This is a genomic window from Stenotrophomonas sp. RG-453 (assembly GCF_033843685.1).
Classification (GTDB): Bacteria; Pseudomonadota; Gammaproteobacteria; order Xanthomonadales; family Xanthomonadaceae; genus Stenotrophomonas; species Stenotrophomonas bentonitica_A.
In genome coordinates this window covers 121805-140978 of sequence record NZ_JAMYED010000011.1, presented here as the reverse complement: position 1 = coordinate 140978, position 19174 = coordinate 121805, and the positions used below count along the sequence as shown (strand labels likewise).

15 protein-coding genes are annotated in these 19174 nt (G+C 67.0%); 9 read left to right on the top strand and 6 right to left on the bottom strand.

Annotated elements, in window-relative coordinates:
• Positions 1-26: 26 nt before the first annotated feature.
• Positions 27-893: an EamA family transporter gene (locus NJD74_RS19005; RefSeq protein WP_102788833.1), complete on the bottom strand. Its 867-nt coding sequence runs from the start codon at positions 891-893 to the stop codon at positions 27-29.
• A 56-nt stretch (positions 894-949) separates the two neighbouring features.
• On the opposite strand from NJD74_RS19005, the gene NJD74_RS19000 reads away from it, so the two are divergent.
• On the top strand, positions 950-1636 hold the full coding sequence (locus tag NJD74_RS19000) for a CocE/NonD family hydrolase (protein WP_070474322.1): 687 nt from the start codon (positions 950-952) through the stop codon (positions 1634-1636).
• The gene (zapE, locus tag NJD74_RS18995; protein ID WP_102788834.1) at positions 1633-2733 is read left to right on the top strand and encodes a cell division protein ZapE; all 1101 of its coding nucleotides are present in this window, start codon (positions 1633-1635) and stop codon (positions 2731-2733) included. The genes NJD74_RS19000 and zapE overlap by 4 nt, the downstream gene beginning before the upstream one ends.
• Positions 2734-2790: 57 nt before the next feature.
• Here zapE and NJD74_RS18990 read toward each other — a convergent pair whose 3' ends face one another.
• Entirely contained in the window at positions 2791-3612 is an 822-nt protein-coding gene (locus tag NJD74_RS18990) for a DUF2884 family protein (RefSeq protein WP_254427814.1), read from the bottom strand.
• A gap of 578 nt (positions 3613-4190) precedes the next feature.
• On the opposite strand from NJD74_RS18990, the gene NJD74_RS18985 reads away from it, so the two are divergent.
• The 5 genes from NJD74_RS18985 to NJD74_RS18965 all read left to right on the top strand — a co-directional run bounded on the left by NJD74_RS18985 (position 4191) and on the right by NJD74_RS18965 (position 10364).
• Complete coding sequence (locus NJD74_RS18985) at positions 4191-6575, top strand: ribonucleoside-diphosphate reductase subunit alpha (protein ID WP_019184841.1); 2385 nt, start codon at positions 4191-4193, stop codon at positions 6573-6575.
• A gap of 147 nt (positions 6576-6722) precedes the next feature.
• Positions 6723-7742, top strand: a complete 1020-nt coding sequence (locus NJD74_RS18980; RefSeq protein ID WP_019184840.1) for a ribonucleotide-diphosphate reductase subunit beta — start codon at positions 6723-6725, stop codon at positions 7740-7742.
• A gap of 128 nt (positions 7743-7870) precedes the next feature.
• Complete coding sequence (locus NJD74_RS18975; RefSeq protein ID WP_019184839.1) at positions 7871-8284, top strand: acyl-CoA thioesterase; 414 nt, start codon at positions 7871-7873, stop codon at positions 8282-8284.
• A gap of 54 nt (positions 8285-8338) precedes the next feature.
• Positions 8339-9157, top strand: coding sequence for an NAD-dependent protein deacetylase (locus NJD74_RS18970; RefSeq protein ID WP_102788836.1), 819 nt, complete (start codon positions 8339-8341; stop codon positions 9155-9157).
• A 58-nt stretch (positions 9158-9215) separates the two neighbouring features.
• Positions 9216-10364 carry an NADH:flavin oxidoreductase/NADH oxidase gene (locus NJD74_RS18965; protein WP_319624778.1) on the top strand — a complete coding sequence of 383 codons (1149 nt, stop codon included), beginning with the start codon at positions 9216-9218 and terminating at the stop codon, positions 10362-10364.
• A gap of 51 nt (positions 10365-10415) precedes the next feature.
• On the opposite strand, the gene NJD74_RS18960 is transcribed toward NJD74_RS18965, so the two are convergent.
• The gene (locus tag NJD74_RS18960; protein WP_070474502.1) at positions 10416-11348 is read right to left on the bottom strand and encodes a LysR substrate-binding domain-containing protein; all 933 of its coding nucleotides are present in this window, start codon (positions 11346-11348) and stop codon (positions 10416-10418) included.
• 224 nt (positions 11349-11572) lie between these two features.
• Here NJD74_RS18960 and aceE point away from each other — a divergent pair, with 224 nt between their 5' ends.
• Together aceE and purU are read left to right on the top strand one after the other, a co-directional pair.
• Positions 11573-14245, top strand: coding sequence for a pyruvate dehydrogenase (acetyl-transferring), homodimeric type (gene aceE, locus NJD74_RS18955; RefSeq protein WP_019184835.1), 2673 nt, complete (start codon positions 11573-11575; stop codon positions 14243-14245).
• A 75-nt stretch (positions 14246-14320) separates the two neighbouring features.
• Positions 14321-15172, top strand: a complete 852-nt coding sequence (gene purU, locus NJD74_RS18950; RefSeq protein ID WP_070474335.1) for a formyltetrahydrofolate deformylase — start codon at positions 14321-14323, stop codon at positions 15170-15172.
• 237 nt (positions 15173-15409) lie between these two features.
• On the opposite strand, the gene pncA is transcribed toward purU, so the two are convergent.
• The 3 genes from pncA to metE form a co-directional block, all read right to left on the bottom strand.
• Positions 15410-16036 (bottom strand): bifunctional nicotinamidase/pyrazinamidase, encoded by a 627-nt coding sequence (pncA, locus tag NJD74_RS18945; RefSeq protein ID WP_319624777.1) that lies wholly within the window; start codon positions 16034-16036, stop codon positions 15410-15412.
• A gap of 52 nt (positions 16037-16088) precedes the next feature.
• Positions 16089-16778, bottom strand: a complete 690-nt coding sequence (locus NJD74_RS18940) for an epoxyqueuosine reductase QueH (protein ID WP_319624776.1) — start codon at positions 16776-16778, stop codon at positions 16089-16091.
• A gap of 70 nt (positions 16779-16848) precedes the next feature.
• Positions 16849-19146 (bottom strand): 5-methyltetrahydropteroyltriglutamate--homocysteine S-methyltransferase, encoded by a 2298-nt coding sequence (gene metE / locus NJD74_RS18935; protein WP_319624775.1) that lies wholly within the window; start codon positions 19144-19146, stop codon positions 16849-16851.
• Between the last annotated feature and the right edge of the window lie 28 nt (positions 19147-19174).

The following is a 19174-nucleotide window of genomic DNA, read 5'->3' as shown; positions in this document are numbered from 1 at the left end:
GTTGCGTCAATGAGGCTGGTCGCTGCCTACCACGTGCCCCACGCGATCAACCCGATCGCCACCACGGCCAGCGCCAGCCCGACCCGGTTCCACACGCTGGTGCGCTCGCCGAAGCCGAGCATGCCCACCAGCGCACCCAGCACCACCACGCCGATGTTCATGCCGGCAAACACCACCGCCGGGCTGTCCGGCAGGTGCTGGTGGGCGCGCACGTAGAACAGGATGTTGCCGAAGTTGAGCAGCCCGAGCAGGGCCCCGCCGACCCCGTTGCGCCACTGCAGGCGGGCGATGCCGCGCAGGTGACGCCATAGCTGCAACGCCAGCATCAGCACGAAGGCCAGGCTGAAACTGGCCAGCAGCGCGGCCATCGAGGGCGTGCCCGACAACGCCACCTTCTTGAGCAGGATGTCGACCAGGGCATAGCCCACCCACACCGCCAGCAGCCACGGCCAGGCCCGCCCGCCAGTGGGCTCGGCCGCACCGGCGCGCGGGCGCACGCTGATCCCCAGGATCGCCAGCAGCCCCAACCCCAGGCCGGCCAGCTTCCAGCCGTTGGCGGTCTCCCCGAACACCAGGAACGCGGCCAGCAGCGAAAGCAGCAGCGACAACCGCTGGGCCACGTCGCTGCGCACGATCCCGGCGCGGGTCACCGCGCGGGCCATCATCAGGAAGATCGCCGGCAGCACCACGGCCAGGCAGAGCAGGGCCGCCCACGGTGCATGCGGGGCCTGCAGCGAGGCCAGCGAGGGCTGAAGCAGCACCGCGCTGAGCACGCTGGCGACCAGGTAATTCCAGGTCACCACCTGCGGCATGTCCAAGCGCTGACGCGGCGCCAGCTTCAGCAGGACCGAGACCAGCACGCTGCAGAAAACACTGAAAACCAGATAGTGCATGTACGAACCCGGCGGGGGCGGCGGTGAAGCACGCGGAGGGACGGTATTATGACGCCATGCACAATCCCCCATTTCCCCAAGAAAGCGGTGCGCTGACGCTGGACGGACCGGTCGGTCCGCTGGATGTCGTGGTTGATCTGCCCGAGGCCGGTGTCGCGGTGCAGCCGGTGGTGGCGATCGTCTGCCATCCGCTGTCCACCGAGGGCGGCAGCATGCACAACAAGGTGGTGACCATGGCCGCGCGCTCGCTGCGCGACCTGGGCATCGCCACCGTGCGCTTCAACTTCCGCAGCGTCGGCGACTCGGCCGGCACGTTCGACAATGGCGTGGGCGAGCAGGACGACCTCAAGGCCGTCGCCGCCTGGGTGCGTGCGCAGCGGCCGGGCCAGGACCTGTGGCTGGCCGGTTTCAGCTTCGGCGCCTACGTCTCGCTGCGCGCGGCGGGCGACCTGCAGCCGACCACCCTGATCTCGATCGCGCCGCCCGCCGGGCGCTGGGATTTCGAGGGCATGCAGCCGCCGGCCCAGTGGCTGGTGATCCAGGGTGAGGAAGACGAGATCGTCGATCCGCAGGCGGTCTATGACTGGCTGGACGGCCTGGACGCACCGCATGAACTGGTGCGCATGCCCGATACCAGCCACTTCTTCCACCGCAAGATCGTCGACCTGCGCGGCGCGCTCATCCATGGCGTCAAGCAGTGGCTGCCGGTTCCCGCGCCCGACGCGGCCCCCGACGCGGCATGAGCGACACCGTGATGACCCCGTCGCAGCGCTACGCCGATGGCGTGGCCCGGGGCGAATGGCAGAACGACCCGGCCCAGCACGCCGCCCTGGCCGAGCTGGATCGCATCCATCTGGCGCTGGTCGACAGCGCCCAGGACGGCTGGCTGGACCGCCTCTCCGCATTCTGGAAGAAGCCCGAGCCGGTCAAGGGCCTGTACTTCTGGGGCGGGGTGGGGCGCGGCAAGACCTTCCTGGTCGACCTGTTCTATGACGGCCTGCCGATCGAGCAGAAGTACCGCACCCACTTCCATCGCTTCATGCGCGGCATCCACGAGCGCCTGCGCGAGCACCAGGGGCAAAGCGATCCGCTGGCGAAGATCGCCCAGGAATGGCGCAGCAAACTGCGCGTGCTGGTGCTGGACGAGTTCTTCGTCACCGATATCGGCGATGCGATGCTGCTGGCGCGCCTGCTCGAGCGCATGTTCGCCGAGGGCGTGACCCTGGTGACCACCTCCAACACCGCAGTGGAGAACCTGTACCTCAACGGCCTGCAGCGCGACAGCTTCCTGCCCGCGATCGGGCTGCTGCAGACCTACTGCGTGGAACTGTACGCCGAAGGCACCGAGGACTACCGCATGCGCGCGCTGACCCGCTCGCCGGTGTACCAGTCCCCGATCGATGCCGGCAGCGATGCCTGGCTGGCCGGCCGCTGGGCCGAGCTCAGCGGTGGGCAACCGGCCAAGGCGGGCAACATCGAGATCGAAGCGCGCAAGATTCCGGTGCGCGGCCGCGGCAAGAGCATCGTCTGGTTCGATTTCAAGGCGCTGTGCGAAGGCCCGCGCGGCCCGTCGGACTACATCGAGATCGCGCACGAGTTCAACACCGTGCTGCTGGGCGACATCCCGCATTTCGACAAGCTGAATGAAGATGCTGCGCGCCGCTTCGTCAACCTGATCGACGAGCTCTACGACCGCCACGTCAACCTGGTCTGCACCGCCACCGATTCACCGGTCGGGCTGTATTCGGGCGTCCGGTTGCAGGGCGCGTTCGAACGTACCGCCTCGCGCCTGATTGAAATGCAGAGCGCCGAGTACCTGGGCACCCCGCACCGCGCGTAGCTCCACGCCGGGCCTGGATAGGCCGTGATGTAGATCCACGCCCTGCGTGGATGCTTTCTACAACGGGGGCAGCACCAGCGCGTCCCCGCGCGGCTGTTCGTGCGCGATCGGCGCGGTCGCGTCCTTCTCGCGGTCCATCACCATCATCGCCAGCGGCTTGCCCTGGTAGCGCACCTCCAGCGACTGCTGGATCGCATCCAGCGCCAGCACCTGGGTGCACAACGACCGGGCCTGTACCTCCAGCGCCTGCCCTCGGACGTCCATGCGACGCTCCAGGTCGGCCTCCATCTTCTCGGCGCGCGCCTCGATCCGATCCGAGCCGCCGGTCAGCATCGTCCACATCACCCCGCGGGCAAGCGAGGCAGACATCGACTCGGCCGCCTGCTCGATGCGCGCCTCGAACTGCTCGCCGAACAGATCCTGCTCCCAGATCCCGCGGCCCAGCGTACGGCCAACGTAATCGTGGGCATCCCTGCGCAGCCCCTCCACCTCGCGCGCCTTCCGGCGGCTGCCGGTCATGATCTCCACCGTGGCCCCCAGCGCATCGAAGGCGATGTCCGTGACCTCCCCGGCCACCCCGGCCACGGCAGGCACCAGCTGGCGGGTGCCCCATTCGAGCTGGCGCAGGCGCTGGGCGTCGGCGTCGCTGACCGGAATCGGCTGGCGGTCGATGTTCAGTTCGCCATCGTGGAAGAAGATCTCCGCCGGCACCTGGTCGCGGTTGCGCAGCCAGATCCCGCCGCTGTCCACCAGCACGTTGTAGGGCGTGCTTACCCCGCACTGGCGCGAGGACAGCTCCGGCCCCTTGCTCTCGCCGGCAGCGGTGGTGCCAGCCAAGGTCAGGCCCAACATCAGACAGCCGGTCAGGGGCAGGCGCATGGTCGCGTTCATATAAAGGAGACAACCGGAGCGTGGCACCCCGGGGCGACCCCGGCGCGGGTCGGAAGTCACCCTGACCGGCGGCCATTCGTTAGGGTCGCGTGAGGCCCGCTGTTCCGTTTTTCGCGCCCCTGCGTCGCATCCCCGATCGGCGTTTCGGCCTTGACTGCGCACTCGCTTTCGACAGGTCCAGACCGTTCGTCGGACGCCTTCCCGGCCCGGTCCTTGCGCCGCAAGGGATTAGGGAAATTCACTACATTTGGCGTTGACGACACCTGGTACCCCCACTATCTTGTGGCCGTCGGTACCGCCGACCACAAGTCGACGGGCGTATCGCCTTCACGCCGATGGCCTGAAGACCTACTGACAACCGCACGAAGTACAGCGTGTGGTGCCGGTCGCAGGATTCTCCGGGGGGAGAGGACCGGTGACGCAGGGGAACCGCCCGCAGGCTTGCCTGCCCGGGTCGCGGCTCCTGCGACGCCGATAGTCCACCCTGAGCATCTCTGCATCGGTTCCGGCGCCTGCCAGGCAGACCCACGCTGTACCACCCCAAATCACGCCAAGAGGAAAACGCCGTGAGCACCGAAACCAGCGCAGCTATCGATAAGGAAAGCGAATTCCTGCTGACCTCGCCGCCCACGGCGACCGCCATGAGCGTGACCAAGCGCAATGGCACGACCGAACTGGTGGACCTGAACAAGATCGTGCGCGCCGTACAGCGCTGCTGCGAAGGTCTGCATGCGGTGGATCCGATGCGCGTTGCGACCCGCACCATCTCCGGCCTGTACAACGGCGCGACCACCCAGGAGCTGGACGAGCTGTCCATCCGCACCTCGGCGCTGCTGATCGGTGAAGAACCCGAATACGGCCGCCTCGCCGCGCGCCTGCTGGCCAACTTCATCGCCAAGGAAGTGTCCGGCCAGGAAATCCATGCGTTCTCGCAGTCGGTTGGCCGCGGCCACGAAGTGGGCCTGATCAACGCCCGCCTGCTGGAGTTCGTGCAGGTCAACGCCCGCAAGCTCAACGACGCGATCGATCCGTCGCTGGACCTGCATTTCGATTACTTCGGCCTGCGTACCCTGTACGACCGTTACCTGCTGCGCCATCCGCACACCCGCAAAGTGATCGAGACTCCGCAGCAGTTCTTCCTGCGCATCGCCAGCGCGCTGAGCGAAGACGTGCCGGAAACCCTGGCGCTGTACAAGCGCATGGGCAACCTGGATTACCTGCCGTCCAGCCCGACGCTGTTCAACTCCGGCACCACGCATGAGCAGCTGTCCTCGTGCTTCCTGCTGGATTCGCCGCAGGATTCGCTGGAGTCGATCTACGCCAAGTACGGCGACATCGCCCAGCTCTCCAAGTTCAGCGGCGGCATCGGCGTCAGCTACAGTCGCGTGCGTTCGCGCGGTTCGCTGATCAAGTCCACCAACGGCCATTCCAACGGCATCGTGCCGTGGCTGAAGACCATGGATTCCTCGGTCGCCGCGGTGAACCAGGGCGGCAAGCGCAAGGGCGCGGCCTGCGTGTACCTGGAAACCTGGCACGCCGACGTCGAGGACTTCCTCGAACTGCGTGACAACACCGGTGACGAATCACGCCGTGCGCACAACCTGAACCTGGCCAACTGGGTGCCGGACCTGTTCATGCAGCGCGTGGAGGCCGACCAGGAATGGTCGCTGTTCGATCCGAGCGTGGTGCCCGAGTTCACCGATCTGTTCGGCGAGGCCTTCGAGCAGGCCTACCTGCAGGCCGAAGCCCAGGGCAAGGCCCAGCGCACGATCTCCGCCCGCAAGCTGTACTCGCGGATGATGCGTACCCTGGCCGAGACCGGCAACGGCTGGATGACGTTCAAGGACAAGTGCAACCGCGCCAGCAACCAGACGCTGCGCCCGGGCAACGTCATCCACCTGTCCAACCTGTGCACCGAAATCCTGGAAATCACCTCGGCCGAAGAGACCGCGGTGTGCAACCTGGGCTCGATCAACCTGGGCAATCATTTCGACGGCCACGGCGAGTTCGATTTCGACAAGCTGGCCGACACCGTGCGCCTGGCCGTGCGTCAGCTCGACCGCGTGATCGACCTGAACTTCTACCCGATCGAAACCGCCCGCCGCGGCAACCTGCGCTGGCGTCCGGTCGGCCTGGGCTGCATGGGCCTGCAGGACGTGTTCTTCCGCAAGCGCCTGGCCTTCGACAGTGCCGAAGCCCGTACGCTGTCGAAGAAAATCGCCGAGACGATCTACTTCCACGCGCTGGAAACCTCGTGCGAGCTGGCCCAGGAACGCGGCAAGCACCCGTCCTTCGCCGACACCCGTGCGGCCAGCGGCGAGCTGCAGTTCGATGCCTGGAACGTGGTGCCCGAAGACACCGCGCGTTGGGATGCCCTGCGTGAGCGCATCAAGGAACACGGCCTGCGCAACTCGCTGCTGATCGCGATCGCCCCGACCGCGACCATCGCCTCGATTGCCGGTTGCTACGAGTGCGTCGAGCCGCAGGTGTCCAACCTGTTCAAGCGCGAAACGCTGTCCGGCGACTTCCTGCAGGTCAACCGTTACCTGGTGAACGAGCTGAAGAAGCTCGGCCACTGGACCCCGGAAATGCGCGACGCGATCAAGCTGGCCGAAGGCTCGATCCAGGGCATCACCCAGATCCCGGAAACGCTGCGCCACGTGTACCGCACCGCCTGGGAACTGCCGATGCGTTCGCTGATCGACATGGCCGCCGACCGCGGCGCGTTCATCGACCAGTCCGCCTCGCTCAACCTGTTCATGGAAAGCCCGAACATCGGCGCGATGTCCTCCATGTACATGTACGCCTGGAAGCAGGGCATCAAGACCACGTACTACCTGCGTTCGCGCCCGGCGACCAAGATCGCCAAGACGACCGTCAGCAGCTACACCCCGGTCGAAGCCGTCGCCTGCTCGCTGGAAAACCCGGAAAGCTGCGAGGCGTGCCAGTAACCAAGGCGTGCCGGCCCACCGGGCCGGCACCGCCGGGTACGCCGACCAACGTCGGCGTCTATCCGGGAACACCGGTTCCGCCGGAAAAATCACACATCCGGTAGTGACCGACCGTTGGTCGGTCGTTGCCAAGAAGGACGAAACACCATGGCCGACAAGCCTCGTCAAATGCTGCTCGATCCAGGTTTCGAACTGACGTTGCGCCCGATGCGCTACCCGCAGTTCTATGACATGTATCGCAACGCCATCAAGAACACCTGGACGGTCGAGGAAATCAATTTCCAGATCGACATCAGCGACCTGCACGGCAAGATGTCGCCGGGCGAGCGCCACCTGATCCACCGCCTGGTCGCGTTCTTCGCCACCGGCGATTCGATCGTGTCCAACAACCTGGTGCTGAACCTGTATCAGCACCTGAATGCGCCGGAAGCGCGCATGTACCTGTCGCGCCAGCTGTACGAAGAAGCGCTGCACGTGCAGTTCTACCTGACTCTGCTCGACAACTACCTGCCGGATCCGGACGAGCGCGCCAAGGCGTTCGACGCGGTGGAGAACATCGACTCGATCAAGAAGAAGGCGGACTTCTGCTTCAAGTGGATCGACTCGATCCAGAACCTGAAGCGCATCGAGACCCGTGACGAGCGTCGCCAGTTCCTGCTCAACCAGATCTGCTTTGCGGCGTGCATCGAGGGCCTGTTCTTCTTCGCAGCTTTCGCCTACGTGTACTACTTCCGTTCGCGTGGCCTGCTCAACGGTCTGGCCTCGGGCACCAACTGGGTGTTCCGCGACGAGAGCGCGCACATGGAGTTCGCGTTCGAGTGCGTGGACGTGATCCGCGAGGAAGAGCCGGACCTGTTCGACGATGCGATGAAGCAGCAGGTGTATGACATGCTGGCCGAGGCGATCGAGTGCGAAGTGCAGTTCGCCGAGGACGTGCTGTCGGGCGGCGTGGCAGGCATTTCGACGCGTGACATGCGCCAGTATCTGCAGCATTGCGCGGACAATCATTTCCATCGCCTGGGCATGGAGAAGAAGTACAACGTGCGCAATCCGCTGAGCTTCATGGAGCTGCAGGACGTGCAGGAGTTGACCAACTTCTTCGAGCGCCGTTCGTCGGCCTACCAGGTGGGCGTGAAGGGCGAAGTGTCGTTCGACATGTCGTTCTGATCTGACGCTCGCGTCGTGATTCCGAAGAGCCCCGGACCTGTTCCGGGGCTTTTTCGTCTGCGCTCTACGCGACCCATCCACCCCCCTGTCGTATCATCCGCGCCACCCCACCATTCCCGGCCCCCGCCATGACCCCGATCCCCGAAACCATCCCGCCCATCGAAGTCCGCATGGCCGAGATCGTGTTCCCCAACCACACCAACCACCTGGGCACTCTGTTCGGTGGCCAGGCACTGGCCTGGATGGACAAGGCGGCGTTCCTGGCCGCGGCCCGCTACTCACGCCGCACCGTGGTCACCGCGCGCTCGGACCAGGTCGATTTCAAGCTGCCGATCCGCATCGGCCAGATGGTGGAAACCGTCGGCCGCATCGTCGAAGTCGGGCGCAGCTCGATGAAGGTGGAAGTGGAACTGATCGCCGAAGATCTCCACACCGGCGAGCGCAAGCTGTGCACGCGCGGGCACTTCGTGATGATCGCGCTGGATGCCGACGGCCACCCGACCAGTGTCCCGTCGCTGCCGGGTGACATCCCGGGCCCGTAAGCGGCTCCCGATCTCCGGATTGCCTCACCCCCCCTGCGCCCCCATCTGCTGTCCATGAGCACACCTCTCGCCGAGTTCATCGACCGCGCCCAGCGCCTGTTCGTGCTGACCGGCGCGGGCTGCAGCACCGATTCGGGCATCCCGGATTACCGCGATGCCGATGGCCAGTGGAAGCGGACGCCGCCGGTCACCTATCAGGCATTCATGGGTGAGCTGGCCACGCGCCAGCGCTATTGGGCGCGCAGCCTGCTGGGCTGGCCACGGTTCGGTTGGGCCCAGCCGAACCGCACGCACGCCGCGCTCGCCGCGCTGGAAGCGCGTGGCCAGGTCGAGCTGCTGCTCACCCAGAACGTCGACCGGCTGCATCAGCGGGCCGGTAGCGAAGCGGTGATCGATCTGCATGGTCGGCTGGACCAGGTGCGCTGCATGGGCTGTGAAGCGCGTACGCCGCGCGAGGCGTTCCAGCAGCGGCTGTTGGCGCTCAACCCGGGCTGGGAGCACCTGGAGGCCGCACAGGCGCCAGACGGCGATGCTGATCTGAACATCGATTTCTCGTCCTTCCAGGTGCCGGCCTGCCCGGCCTGCGGCGGCGTGCTCAAGCCGGATGTCGTGTTCTTTGGTGAAAGCGTGCCGCGTGAGCGCGTGGCCACCGTTCACGACCATCTGCAGCGCGCCGATGCGGTGCTGGTGGTCGGCTCCTCGCTGATGGTCTATTCCGGCTTCCGCTTCGTGCAGGCCGCGGCCCAGGCCGGGTTGCCGATCGCCGCGCTCAACCGCGGGCTTACCCGCGCCGATGCGCTGCTGAGCCTGAAGGTCGACCAGTCCTGCGCCGACGCGCTGGCCTTCCTGCTGCCGGGGACCGCCACCGCCTGAGCCGCTGCGAAACACTGATCCACTGGCACGGTTGCCTCCGCCGCCGCACAGGAGTGCAATGGCGCCCGGTTCCATTTCCTCTTCCCGAGTTCCCCCCTTGAGCCAGCTCTTTTCCTCCATTTCCTTCGGCCCGCTGTCCCTGCCCAACCGCATCGTGATCGCGCCGATGTGCCAGTACTCCTGCACCGACGGCCTCGCCAATGACTGGCACCGCATCCACCTCGGGCAGCTGTCGCAGTCGGGCGCCGGCCTGCTGATCCTGGAAGCCACCGCCGTGCTGCCGGAAGGCCGCATCAGCTGGGCCGATCTGGGCCTGTGGGATGACGCTACCGAAGCCGCGCTGGCCTCGGTCGTGGCCTCGGTCAGGCAGTGGTCGCCGATGCCGCTGGGCGTGCAGTTGGGCCATGCCGGCCGCAAGGCCTCGGTCAACAAGCCGTGGGAAGGCGGCGGCGCGATGGACCCGTCCGATCCGCGCGCGTGGCCCACGGTCGCGCCGTCCGCGCTGCCGTTCGCCAAGACCGATCCGACCCCGACCGAACTGGATCTGGCCGGCATCGATGCCATCGTGGACGCCTTCGCGGCGGCGGCACGTCGCGCCGAACGGGTGGGCATGGACCTGATCGAACTGCATGCCGCGCACGGTTACCTGCTGCACCAGTTCCTGTCGCCGCTGAGCAATCGCCGCGAGGACGAATACGGCGGCTCGCTGGAGAACCGCATGCGCCTGCTGGTGCGTGTGTTCGATGCGATGCGCGAAGCGGTGTCCGATCGCATTGCCGTCGGTGTGCGCATCTCCGCCAGCGACTGGGTGGCCGGCGGCTGGGACATCGAGCAGAGCACGACCCTGGCGCACGTGCTGGACGCGCGCGGGTGCCAGTTCCTGCACGTCTCCAGTGGCGGCAATGACCCGCGCCAGCAGATTCCGCTGTCGCCGGGCTACCAGGTACCGTTCGCGCAGGCGATCAAGGCGCACAAGCTGCGCATGCCGGTCATCGCGGTGGGCCTGATCACCGAGCCCTCGCAGGCCGAATCGATCCTGCGCCATGGCCACGCCGATGCGATCGCGCTGGCCCGCGGCATCCTCTACGACCCGCGCTGGCCGTGGCATGCCGCCGCCGCACTCGGCGATTCGGTGGCACCGGCACCGCAGTACCTGCGCTGCGAACCGCGCGAAGCCCGCGGTGTGTTCATCGCCCCGGAACGCTGACCCGCGAAAGGTCGTGCCGGCCGCTGGCCGGCATCCCGGGTGGCCCTGCGCTCAGCCGGCGTCCACCCGCCATGCGGGCGGCAGCCCCTCGATGATGTGCTGCATCAGCGCCCGCACCTTCGGCGTCAGATCGCGGCGATCGCTGACGCACAGGAACAACCGCATCGGCTCCGGTGAGGCCTGCGTGCTCTCCGCATCGCCCGGCTCGAACAGCGCCTGCAGCTCACCGCGCGCGAGATAGGGCGCGGCGACGAACGCGGCCAGCCGGGTGATGCCGCCGCCGGCCACTGCCATCGCGGCCAGCGCATCGATGTCGTCGCTGACCAGCGCCGGGGCGACCTCGGCATCGAAACGCATGCCGTCGCGCACGAAGCCCCACGGCAGGTAGCGCCCGTCCAGCGGGTAGCGCAGCAGCAGACAGCGGTGCTCGCGCAATGCCTCCGGCGTCAGGGGAATGCCAGCCCGCGCGAGATACGACGGTGCCGCGCAGAACACGAACGGCACCTGCGCGATCGGCCGCGCCACCAGGCCTTCCTCCAACTGCGGCTCGATCCGGATGCTGACGTCCACGTCTTCGTGGGCGTGGTCCACACTGCGGTCGGTGAGCAGCAGTTCGATCGCCAGGCGCCGGAAACGCGCCTGAAGCGAGGGCAGCAGCGGCGCCAGCGTGTGCCGGCCGAAGGCGGTGCTGCTGGCGATCCGCAGGCGCCCTTCGGGCGTGGCGTCCAGATCGGTCACGGCAGCCTGGGCGCGCTGCAGGTCGCGTTCGATATGGCGCACCTGGGCCAGGTACAGCGCGCCGCGCTCGGTCAGGGCCAGGGTGCGGGTGGTGCGGTTGAGCAGGCGCACGCCCAGATGCGCCTCCAGCCGGGCGATGTTCTGCCCGACCGCGGCCGGACTGACCCCCAGCGTCCGCGCGGCCGCGGCCAGGCTGCCGGCATCGGCGGTCCGGATGAAACTGCGGATTGACTGGAGAATGTTCATGCTGGCCGCCATTCTCGCGCTCCATTGGAAAGAATTTCTTTATAAAGCGCCAAGCCCATCCGGTCTACCCGCCCCGCTGGGCCCTGCTTATCGTGCCTGTCCCGCAACCGCCAGGTTGCCTGCTCGCCCGGCTCCGCAGCCTGGGCGACGCCGCTTCCGCGTTGTGCCGCCCCCGCTGCCGTCGCGTCCTGCGCACGGCCTGGCAGCCTTCCCCGGAGATGGACATGAACCCAGCGCTCGCCCCCCTCGATACCGACCCGCAGGAAACCCAGGAATGGCGTGAGTCGCTGGAGGCGGTCATCCACGCCGCCGGCCGCCCGCGCGCGCATTACCTGATGGACCAGCTGACCGAGCTGGACACGGCCCGCCATGGCGACCTGCATGGCCGTGTGTGGACGGCGTACACCAACACCATTCCCGTGGAACGCCAGCCGGCCTACCCGGGCGACCTCGGCATCGAGCGCCGGCTCAACGCGATGATCCGCTGGAACGCGATGGTGATGGTGCTGCGCGCCGGCAAGCACTCCAACGTGGGCGGCCACATCGCCACGTATCAGTCCGCAGCGGTGCTGTACGACGTCGGCTTCGATCACTTCTTCCGCGGCCGCACCGACACCTTCGACGGCGACATGATCTACATCCAGGGCCACTCGGCGCCGGGCATCTACGGCCGTGCGTTCGTCGAAGGCCGCATCGCACCGGAACGGATGGACAACTTCCGCCGCGAATCCGACCGCGATGGCCTGTCCTCGTATCCGCACCCGCGCCTGATGCCGGACTTCTGGCAGTTCCCCACGGTCTCGATGGGGCTGGGGCCGCTCACCGCCGCCTACCAGGCGCGCTACATGCGCTACCTGGAATACCGCGGCCTGAAGGAACATCAGGGCCGCAAGGTCTGGGCCTTCCTGGGTGATGGCGAAATGGACCAGCCCGAATCGCTGGCGGCGATCTCGGTGGCCGGCCGCGAGCGCCTGGACAACCTGGTGTTCGTGGTGAACTGCAACCTGCAGCGCCTGGACGGTCCGGTGCGCGGCAATGCCAAGGTCATCCAGGAACTGGAAGGCACCTTCCGTGCCGCCGGCTGGAACGTCATCAAGGTGATCTGGGGCGGTGGCTGGGACGCGCTGCTGGCCAAGGACAGCACCGGCCTGCTGCGCCAGCGCATGATGGAATGCGTGGATGGCGACTACCAGACCTTCAAGTCGCAGAACGGTGCCTATGTGCGCGAGCATTTCTTCGGCAAGTATCCCGAGTTGCTGGCGCTGGTCGCGGACCTGAGCGATGACGAGATCTGGGCGCTCGCGCGCGGCGGTCACGATCCGCAGAAGGTCTACGCCGCCTACGCGCAGGCGGTCGCCGGCAACGGACGGCCAAGCGTGATCCTGGCCAAGACGGTCAAGGGCTTCGGCATGGGCGAGGCCGGTGAAGGCCAGAACATCAACCACCAGCTCAAGAAGATGAGCGCCGATGCGGTGCGTGCGTTCCGTGATCGGTTTGATCTGCCGGTCAGTGACGACCAGCTGGAGGAGATGCCCTACCTGCGCCCGGCGCCGGGCAGCGCCGAAGCGCGTTATTTCGCGCAGCGCCGCCAGGCCCAGGGCGGCCAGCTGCCGGCGCGCCTGACCCACGTCGATCCGTTGCCGGTGCCGGCGCTGTCGGCCTTCGCCACCCAGCTGCAGGGCAGTGGCGAGCGCGGGCAGTCCACCACGATGGGCTTCGTGCGCATCCTCACCACGCTGCTCAAGGACCCCGAACTGGGCAAGCTGATCATTCCCATCGTGCCCGATGAATCACGCACGTTCGGCATGGAAGGCCTGTTCCGCCAGATCGGCATCCACTCCTACCTCGGGCAGTTGTACACCCCGCAGGACGCCGGTCAGCTGAGCTATTACAAGGAAGCCAAGGACGGCCAGATCCTGCAGGAAGGCATCAACGAATCCGGTGCGATCTGCTCATGGATCGCCGCCGGCACGGCCTACAGCAACCACGGCCTGGCCACGATTCCGTTCTACATCTTCTATTCGATGTTCGGCCTGCAGCGCGTGGGCGACCTGGCCTGGGCGGCTGCCGATGCGCGCACCCGCGGCTTCCTGCTCGGTGCCACCTCCGGGCGTACCACGCTGATGGGCGAGGGGCTGCAGCACGACGACGGCCACAGCCATGTGCTGTCCTCGGTGATCCCCAGCTGCGTCTCCTTCGATCCCACCTACAACTTCGAACTGGCGGTGATCATCCAGGACGGCCTGCGCCGGATGTACGTGGACCAGGAAGACATCTACTACTACATCACCGTGCTCAACGAGGCCTATCCGCACCCGGCACTGCCCGAAGGCAGTGAAGCGGGCATCCTCAAGGGCCTGTACCTGCTGCACCCCGCCGCCGCCGACAGCGACCCCGCGCTGCGCGTGCAGCTGATGGGCAGCGGCGCGATCCTGCGCGAAGTGGAAGCCGCGGCGTCGCTGCTGCAGCAGGACTTCGGCATCGCCAGCGACGTGTGGAGCGCCACCAGCCTCACCGAGCTGCGCCGCGATGGCCTGGCGGTCGAGCGCTGGAACCTGCTGCATCCGGTGCAGGAACCGCGGGTGCCGTACGTGCAACAGTGCCTGGCCGCGCACCCCGGCCCGGTGATCGTGGCCACCGACTACATGAAGATCGTCGGCGACCAGATCCGTCCCTTCATCGACGGCCGCCGCTTCACCGCCCTGGGCACTGATGGCTTCGGCCGCTCGGACACGCGCGAGTCACTGCGTACGTTCTTTGAAGTCGACCGCCACTTCATCGTGCTTGCCGCGCTCAAGTCGCTGGCCGATGAGGGTCGGATCGAACGTGCCCAGTTGCAGGTGGCGATCGACCGGTACGGGATCGATGTGGAAAAGGTGGACCCGACGGCGGTGTAACTGCTGGCACGGGCACCCTTGGTTGCATCTGAGAGCATCGACCGCAGCCCGGCGGTGCTCGCTTACACTGGCCGGATGCGCCCCGATTCCATCCTCACCCTGTCATGCCCGGACCGTACCGGGATCGTCTACCGTGTGTCCGGCCTGCTGTTCGAGCTGGGCTGCAACATCCTCGATGCCCAGCAGTTCGGCGACGACGAGAGCGGCCGGTTCTTCCTGCGCGTGCACTTCGATCGGGCCGCCGAGCAGTCACTGGGCGACGTGGAAGCCCGCATGGCCACACTGGCCACCGAGTTCGGCATGGACTGGCAGCTGCATGATGCCCGCCGCCGGGCACGGCTGCTGGTGCTGGTGAGCAGGCAGGGGCATTGCCTTAACGACCTGCTGTTCCGTGCGCACAGCCGGCAGCTGCAGGTGGACATCGCGGCTGTGGCCTCCAATCACGAGGACTTCGCCGCGCTGGCCGGCTCGTACGGCGTGCCGTTCCATCATCTGCCCGTCAACGCGGACAACCGCGCCGTGCAGGAGCAGCAGATCATCGACCTGGTCGAACGCGAGCAGATCGACCTGGTGGTGCTGGCGCGCTACATGCAGATTCTGTCGCCGCGCCTGTGCGAGGCGCTGGCCGGGCGGGCGATCAACATCCACCACAGCTTCCTGCCCAGCTTCAAGGGCGCCCAGCCGTATCACCAGGCGCACGCGCGCGGGGTCAAGATCATCGGCGCGACCGCGCACTATGTGACCCCGGATCTGGACGAAGGCCCGATCATCGAACAGGACGTGGCGCGCGTGGATCACGCGATGACGCCGCGCGATCTGGTGCGGCTGGGCAGCGATACCGAGTCGCAGGTGCTGGCCCGCGCGGTACGCCGGCATGTGGAGCATCGGATCCTGCGCAACGGGCATCGCACCGTCGTCTTCCGCTGACCGGTAGGTACCCACCGTTGGTCGGTACGACTGACCTGTAGGTACCCACCGTTGGTGGGTACGACGCTCCGGTAGTGCCGGCCGCTGGCCGGCTCATCGCACGCCCCAAACGGTATCGGGAGCCGGCCAGCGGCCGGCACTACCAGCGCACGGCCAGCACCCGCCGATCGTTCTTTGATCCGGCAGGTACCGACCGTTGGTCGGTACGCCGTTCCGGCCGGCGCCCGGGTTCGCCCGTCAGATCACCGCGATCTTTGCCTTCGCCAACGCCTCGCGCACCATCCCATCGTTGGCGTCGGTCACCGGCCGGGTCAGGTCCCACAGGAACTTCACCCGGAACCCGGATTTCATCGCGTCCTGCGCGCTCCACAGCACGCAGTAATCGCGCGCCAGGCCGCACACATGTACCTCGCGGATGCCGCGCTCATGCAGCCAGCCGGCCAGGCCGGTGGCGGGGCGGGTGCCGTCGGGACCATGGTTTTCACGGAAAGCACTGTATGAGTCCACCTCGCGCCGGGTGCCCTTGCGCAGGATCAGGTCAGCCACCGTCCAGTCCACGCCCGGATGCAGCACGGCGCCATCGCTGCCCTGCACGCAGTGGTCCGGCCACAGGGTCTGCGGCTGGGCGTGCAGCAGGATCGCTTCGAACGGCAGATGCCCCGGGTGCTGGCTGGCGAAGGAGGCGTGGTCGGCCGGGTGCCAGTCCTGGGTCGCCACCACGGTGGCGTACCGGCGTTCGGCCAGCAGGGCGGCAATGTCCGGCACGATCGCATCGCCGTCCACGCAGGCCAGTGCGCCACCGGGCATGAAGTCCGGCTGCAGGTCGATCACGACCAGGGCGACATCGGCGGGGTAACGGCTCATGGCGGCTTCACGGCTGTAGGGGCGCCCAGTCTAGCCGACGCCCCTGCAGCGGTCAGTCGGCGTCGCCCTGCTTCGAGGTGCCATCGCCGTAATACAGCACGCCCAGCTTGATCCGCTCGCGCCCGGTCTCGCGGCGGTGGCGGTTGGCGTCGCGCAGCGAGTACACGCAGCCGCAGTACTCCTGCTGGTAGAACTGCTCGCGCTTGCTGATCTCCACCATCCGCGCGGCACCGCCGCCCTTGCGCCAGTTGTAATCCCAGTACTGGATGCCCGGATAGTGCGCGGCGGCGCGGTGGCCGCAGTCGTTGATCTGGTTCATGTCCTTCCAGCGCGAGATGCCCAGCGAGCTGCTGATCACCGCAAAGCCGTTCTCATGCGCGTAAAGCGCGGTGCGCACGAAGCGCATGTCGAAGCACATCGTGCAGCGGATGCCGCGCTCGGGTTCGTTCTCCATGCCGCGGGCGCGCGAGAACCAGCTGTCGGTGTCGTAGTCGGCGTCGACGAACGGCACGCCATGTTTCTCGGCGAAGCGGATGTTCTCCTGCTTGCGCAGTTCGTATTCCTTTACCGGGTGGATGTTGGGGTTGTAGAAGAAGATCGTGTAATCGATGCCGGAAGCGGTGATCGCTTCCATCACCTCGCCCGAGCACGGTGCGCAGCACGAATGCAGCAGCAGTCTGGTGTGCCCGTCGGGCAGGGACAGGGTGGGTCGGTCGATCGGTGTCAGGTCATGCAGGTTCATGCGTTTCTCGTCGACCCCACCGCCGGCAACGGCGGCGATGGGGTCCTTGGGGCTGTCTACAAGGGTCGGATCAGGCGGCGTTGGCGTCTGCCGTTTCCTCGCGCAGTTCACGCGCGGCGGCCACCAGCGCTTCCAGCGCCGCGCGGGTTTCCGGCCAGCCACGGGTCTTCAGGCCGCAGTCCGGGTTGACCCAGATCTGCTCCGGGCGCAGCACTTCGGCGGCCTTGCGCAGCAGGGCCAGCATCTCGGCCTTGTCCGGCACGCGCGGGGAATGGATGTCATACACGCCCGGGCCGATCTCGTTGGGATACTGGAAGCGCACGAAGGCATCGAGCAGTTCCATGCGCGAGCGCGAGGTCTCGATCGAGATCACGTCCGCATCCATGGCGGCCACCGAGTGGATGATGTCGTTGAACTCGGAGTAGCACATGTGGGTGTGGATCTGGGTCGCATCGCGCACGCCGCTGGCACTGATCCGGAACGCTTCCACCGCCCAGTCCAGGTAGTCGCGCCACTGCGCACGGCGCAGCGGCAGGCCTTCGCGGATCGCCGGCTCGTCGATCTGGATCACGCCGATGCCGGCGGCCTCCAGGTCGGTTACTTCATCGCGCAGGGCCAGCGCGATCTGCCGGCAGGTGTCCGCACGGGACTGGTCGTCGCGCACGAACGACCACTGCAGCACCGTCACCGGTCCGGTCAGCATGCCCTTCATCGGCCGCTGGGTGAGCGACTGCGCGTACTGCGACCAGCGCACGGTCATCGGCTGCGGGCGCGTCACATCGCCGAAGATCACCGGCGGCTTCACGCAGCGCGAGCCGTAGCTCTGCACCCAACCATTCTTGGTGAAGGCGAAGCCATCGAGCTGCTCGCCGAAGTACTCGACCATGTCGTTGCGTTCGAACTCGCCGTGCACCAGTACGTCCAGCCCGATCTGCTCCTGCACGCGCACACAGTGTTCGGTCTGGGTGGCCAGGAAGGCATCGTAATCCGCATCGGACAGCTTGCCGGATTTGTTGCGGGCACGCGCCTCACGGACCTCCAGCGTCTGCGGGAAGGAACCGATCGTGGTGGTCGGGAAGCGCGGCAGCTTCAGCGCAGCGGCCTGGGCCAGGTGGCGCTGCGGATAGCGGCTGTGGCGCTGTGCATCGGCCGGGGTCAGCGCGGCCAGGCGCGCGGCGACGACCGGGTTGTGCACGCGCGGCGAACGACGGCGCGATTCGATGCATTCGCGTGAATGGGCGAGCGGCGCTTCGGCACGCGCCGGTGCATCGATCGCGTCGGCCAGCACGCGCAGCTCGCCGAGCTTCTGCCTGGAGAACGCCAGCCAGCTGCGCAGTTCGTCATCGAGCTTCTTTTCGTGGTCCAGATCGACCGGCGTATGCAGCAGCGAACACGATGGCGCCAGCCACAGCGCATCGCTGCCCACGTGACCGTGGGCGTAGCGCGCCAGCACCAGCGCGTTGTCCAGATGGGTGCGCCAGATGTTGCGGCCGTTGACCAGGCCGGCTGACAGCACGCGACCGGCCGGCAGCGCCTTGATCACCGCATCGAGTTGCTCCGGCGCGCGGACCAGATCCACATGCAGGCCATCGACCGGCAGCGAAGCGGCCAGCGTGAGGTTGTCTTCCAGCGCGCCGAAGTACGTCGCCACCAGCACCTTGGGGCGCGTAGCCTTGGCCAGCACCGCATAGGCATGTTCGAATGCGGCGCGGGTGGCTTCATCCAGATCCTGCACCAGCAGTGGCTCATCCAGCTGCACCCACGCCGCGCCGGCCGCCTTGAGCTCGCCAAGCAACTGCACATACACCGGCAGCAGCGCATCGAGCAGGTCCAGCGCGTTGCTGCCATCGGTGGTCTTGGACAACCGCAGGAACGTGACCGGCCCGATCAGCACCGGCCGGGTTTCGATCCCCAGCGCCTTGGCCTGGCGGTATTCGGCCAGCGGCTTGTCGCCGCGCACCGTGAAGGTCTGGCCGGCCTGCAGCTCGGGCACCAGGTAGTGGTAGTTGGTGTCGAACCACTTGGTCATTTCCAGCGCATACAGGTCGATGCCATCGCGCTGCAGGCCCCGCGCCATCGCGAAGTAGCCGCTCAGGGGCTCGGCATCGGCGAGCGCGCGGTAGCGGGCCGGGATCGCATCGAACAGGAAGGCCGCATCCAGCACCTGGTCATACAGGCTGAAATCATTGCTCGGCGGCACATCCACGCCGGCCTCGCGCTGCAGCTGCCAGTGGCGTTCACGCAGCTCGGCCGCGGTGTCCTGCAGCGACGCGGCGCTGCTCTCGCCGGACCAGAAGGCTTCGAGCGCGCGCTTGAGTTCGCGCTTGGCACCGATGCGCGGAAAACCCAGGGTGGTAACAGTGGTCATTGGAACGTGTCCTCATTGCGTAGGGGCA

Coding starts and splice junctions, on each gene's coding strand:
- NJD74_RS19005 (WP_102788833.1), bottom strand. CDS start 893: ATGCACTATCTGGTTTTCAGTGTTTTCTGCAGCGTGCTGGTCTCGGTC.
- NJD74_RS19000 (WP_070474322.1), top strand. CDS start 950: ATGCACAATCCCCCATTTCCCCAAGAAAGCGGTGCGCTGACGCTGGAC.
- zapE (WP_102788834.1), top strand. CDS start 1,633: ATGAGCGACACCGTGATGACCCCGTCGCAGCGCTACGCCGATGGCGTG.
- NJD74_RS18990 (WP_254427814.1), bottom strand. CDS start 3,612: ATGCGCCTGCCCCTGACCGGCTGTCTGATGTTGGGCCTGACCTTGGCT.
- NJD74_RS18980 (WP_019184840.1), top strand. CDS start 6,723: ATGGCCGACAAGCCTCGTCAAATGCTGCTCGATCCAGGTTTCGAACTG.
- NJD74_RS18975 (WP_019184839.1), top strand. CDS start 7,871: ATGACCCCGATCCCCGAAACCATCCCGCCCATCGAAGTCCGCATGGCC.
- NJD74_RS18970 (WP_102788836.1), top strand. CDS start 8,339: ATGAGCACACCTCTCGCCGAGTTCATCGACCGCGCCCAGCGCCTGTTC.
- NJD74_RS18965 (WP_319624778.1), top strand. CDS start 9,216: ATGGCGCCCGGTTCCATTTCCTCTTCCCGAGTTCCCCCCTTGAGCCAG.
- NJD74_RS18960 (WP_070474502.1), bottom strand. CDS start 11,348: ATGAACATTCTCCAGTCAATCCGCAGTTTCATCCGGACCGCCGATGCC.
- aceE (WP_019184835.1), top strand. CDS start 11,573: ATGAACCCAGCGCTCGCCCCCCTCGATACCGACCCGCAGGAAACCCAG.
- purU (WP_070474335.1), top strand. CDS start 14,321: ATGCGCCCCGATTCCATCCTCACCCTGTCATGCCCGGACCGTACCGGG.
- pncA (WP_319624777.1), bottom strand. CDS start 16,036: ATGAGCCGTTACCCCGCCGATGTCGCCCTGGTCGTGATCGACCTGCAG.
- NJD74_RS18940 (WP_319624776.1), bottom strand. CDS start 16,778: ATGAACCTGCATGACCTGACACCGATCGACCGACCCACCCTGTCCCTG.
- metE (WP_319624775.1), bottom strand. CDS start 19,146: ATGACCACTGTTACCACCCTGGGTTTTCCGCGCATCGGTGCCAAGCGC.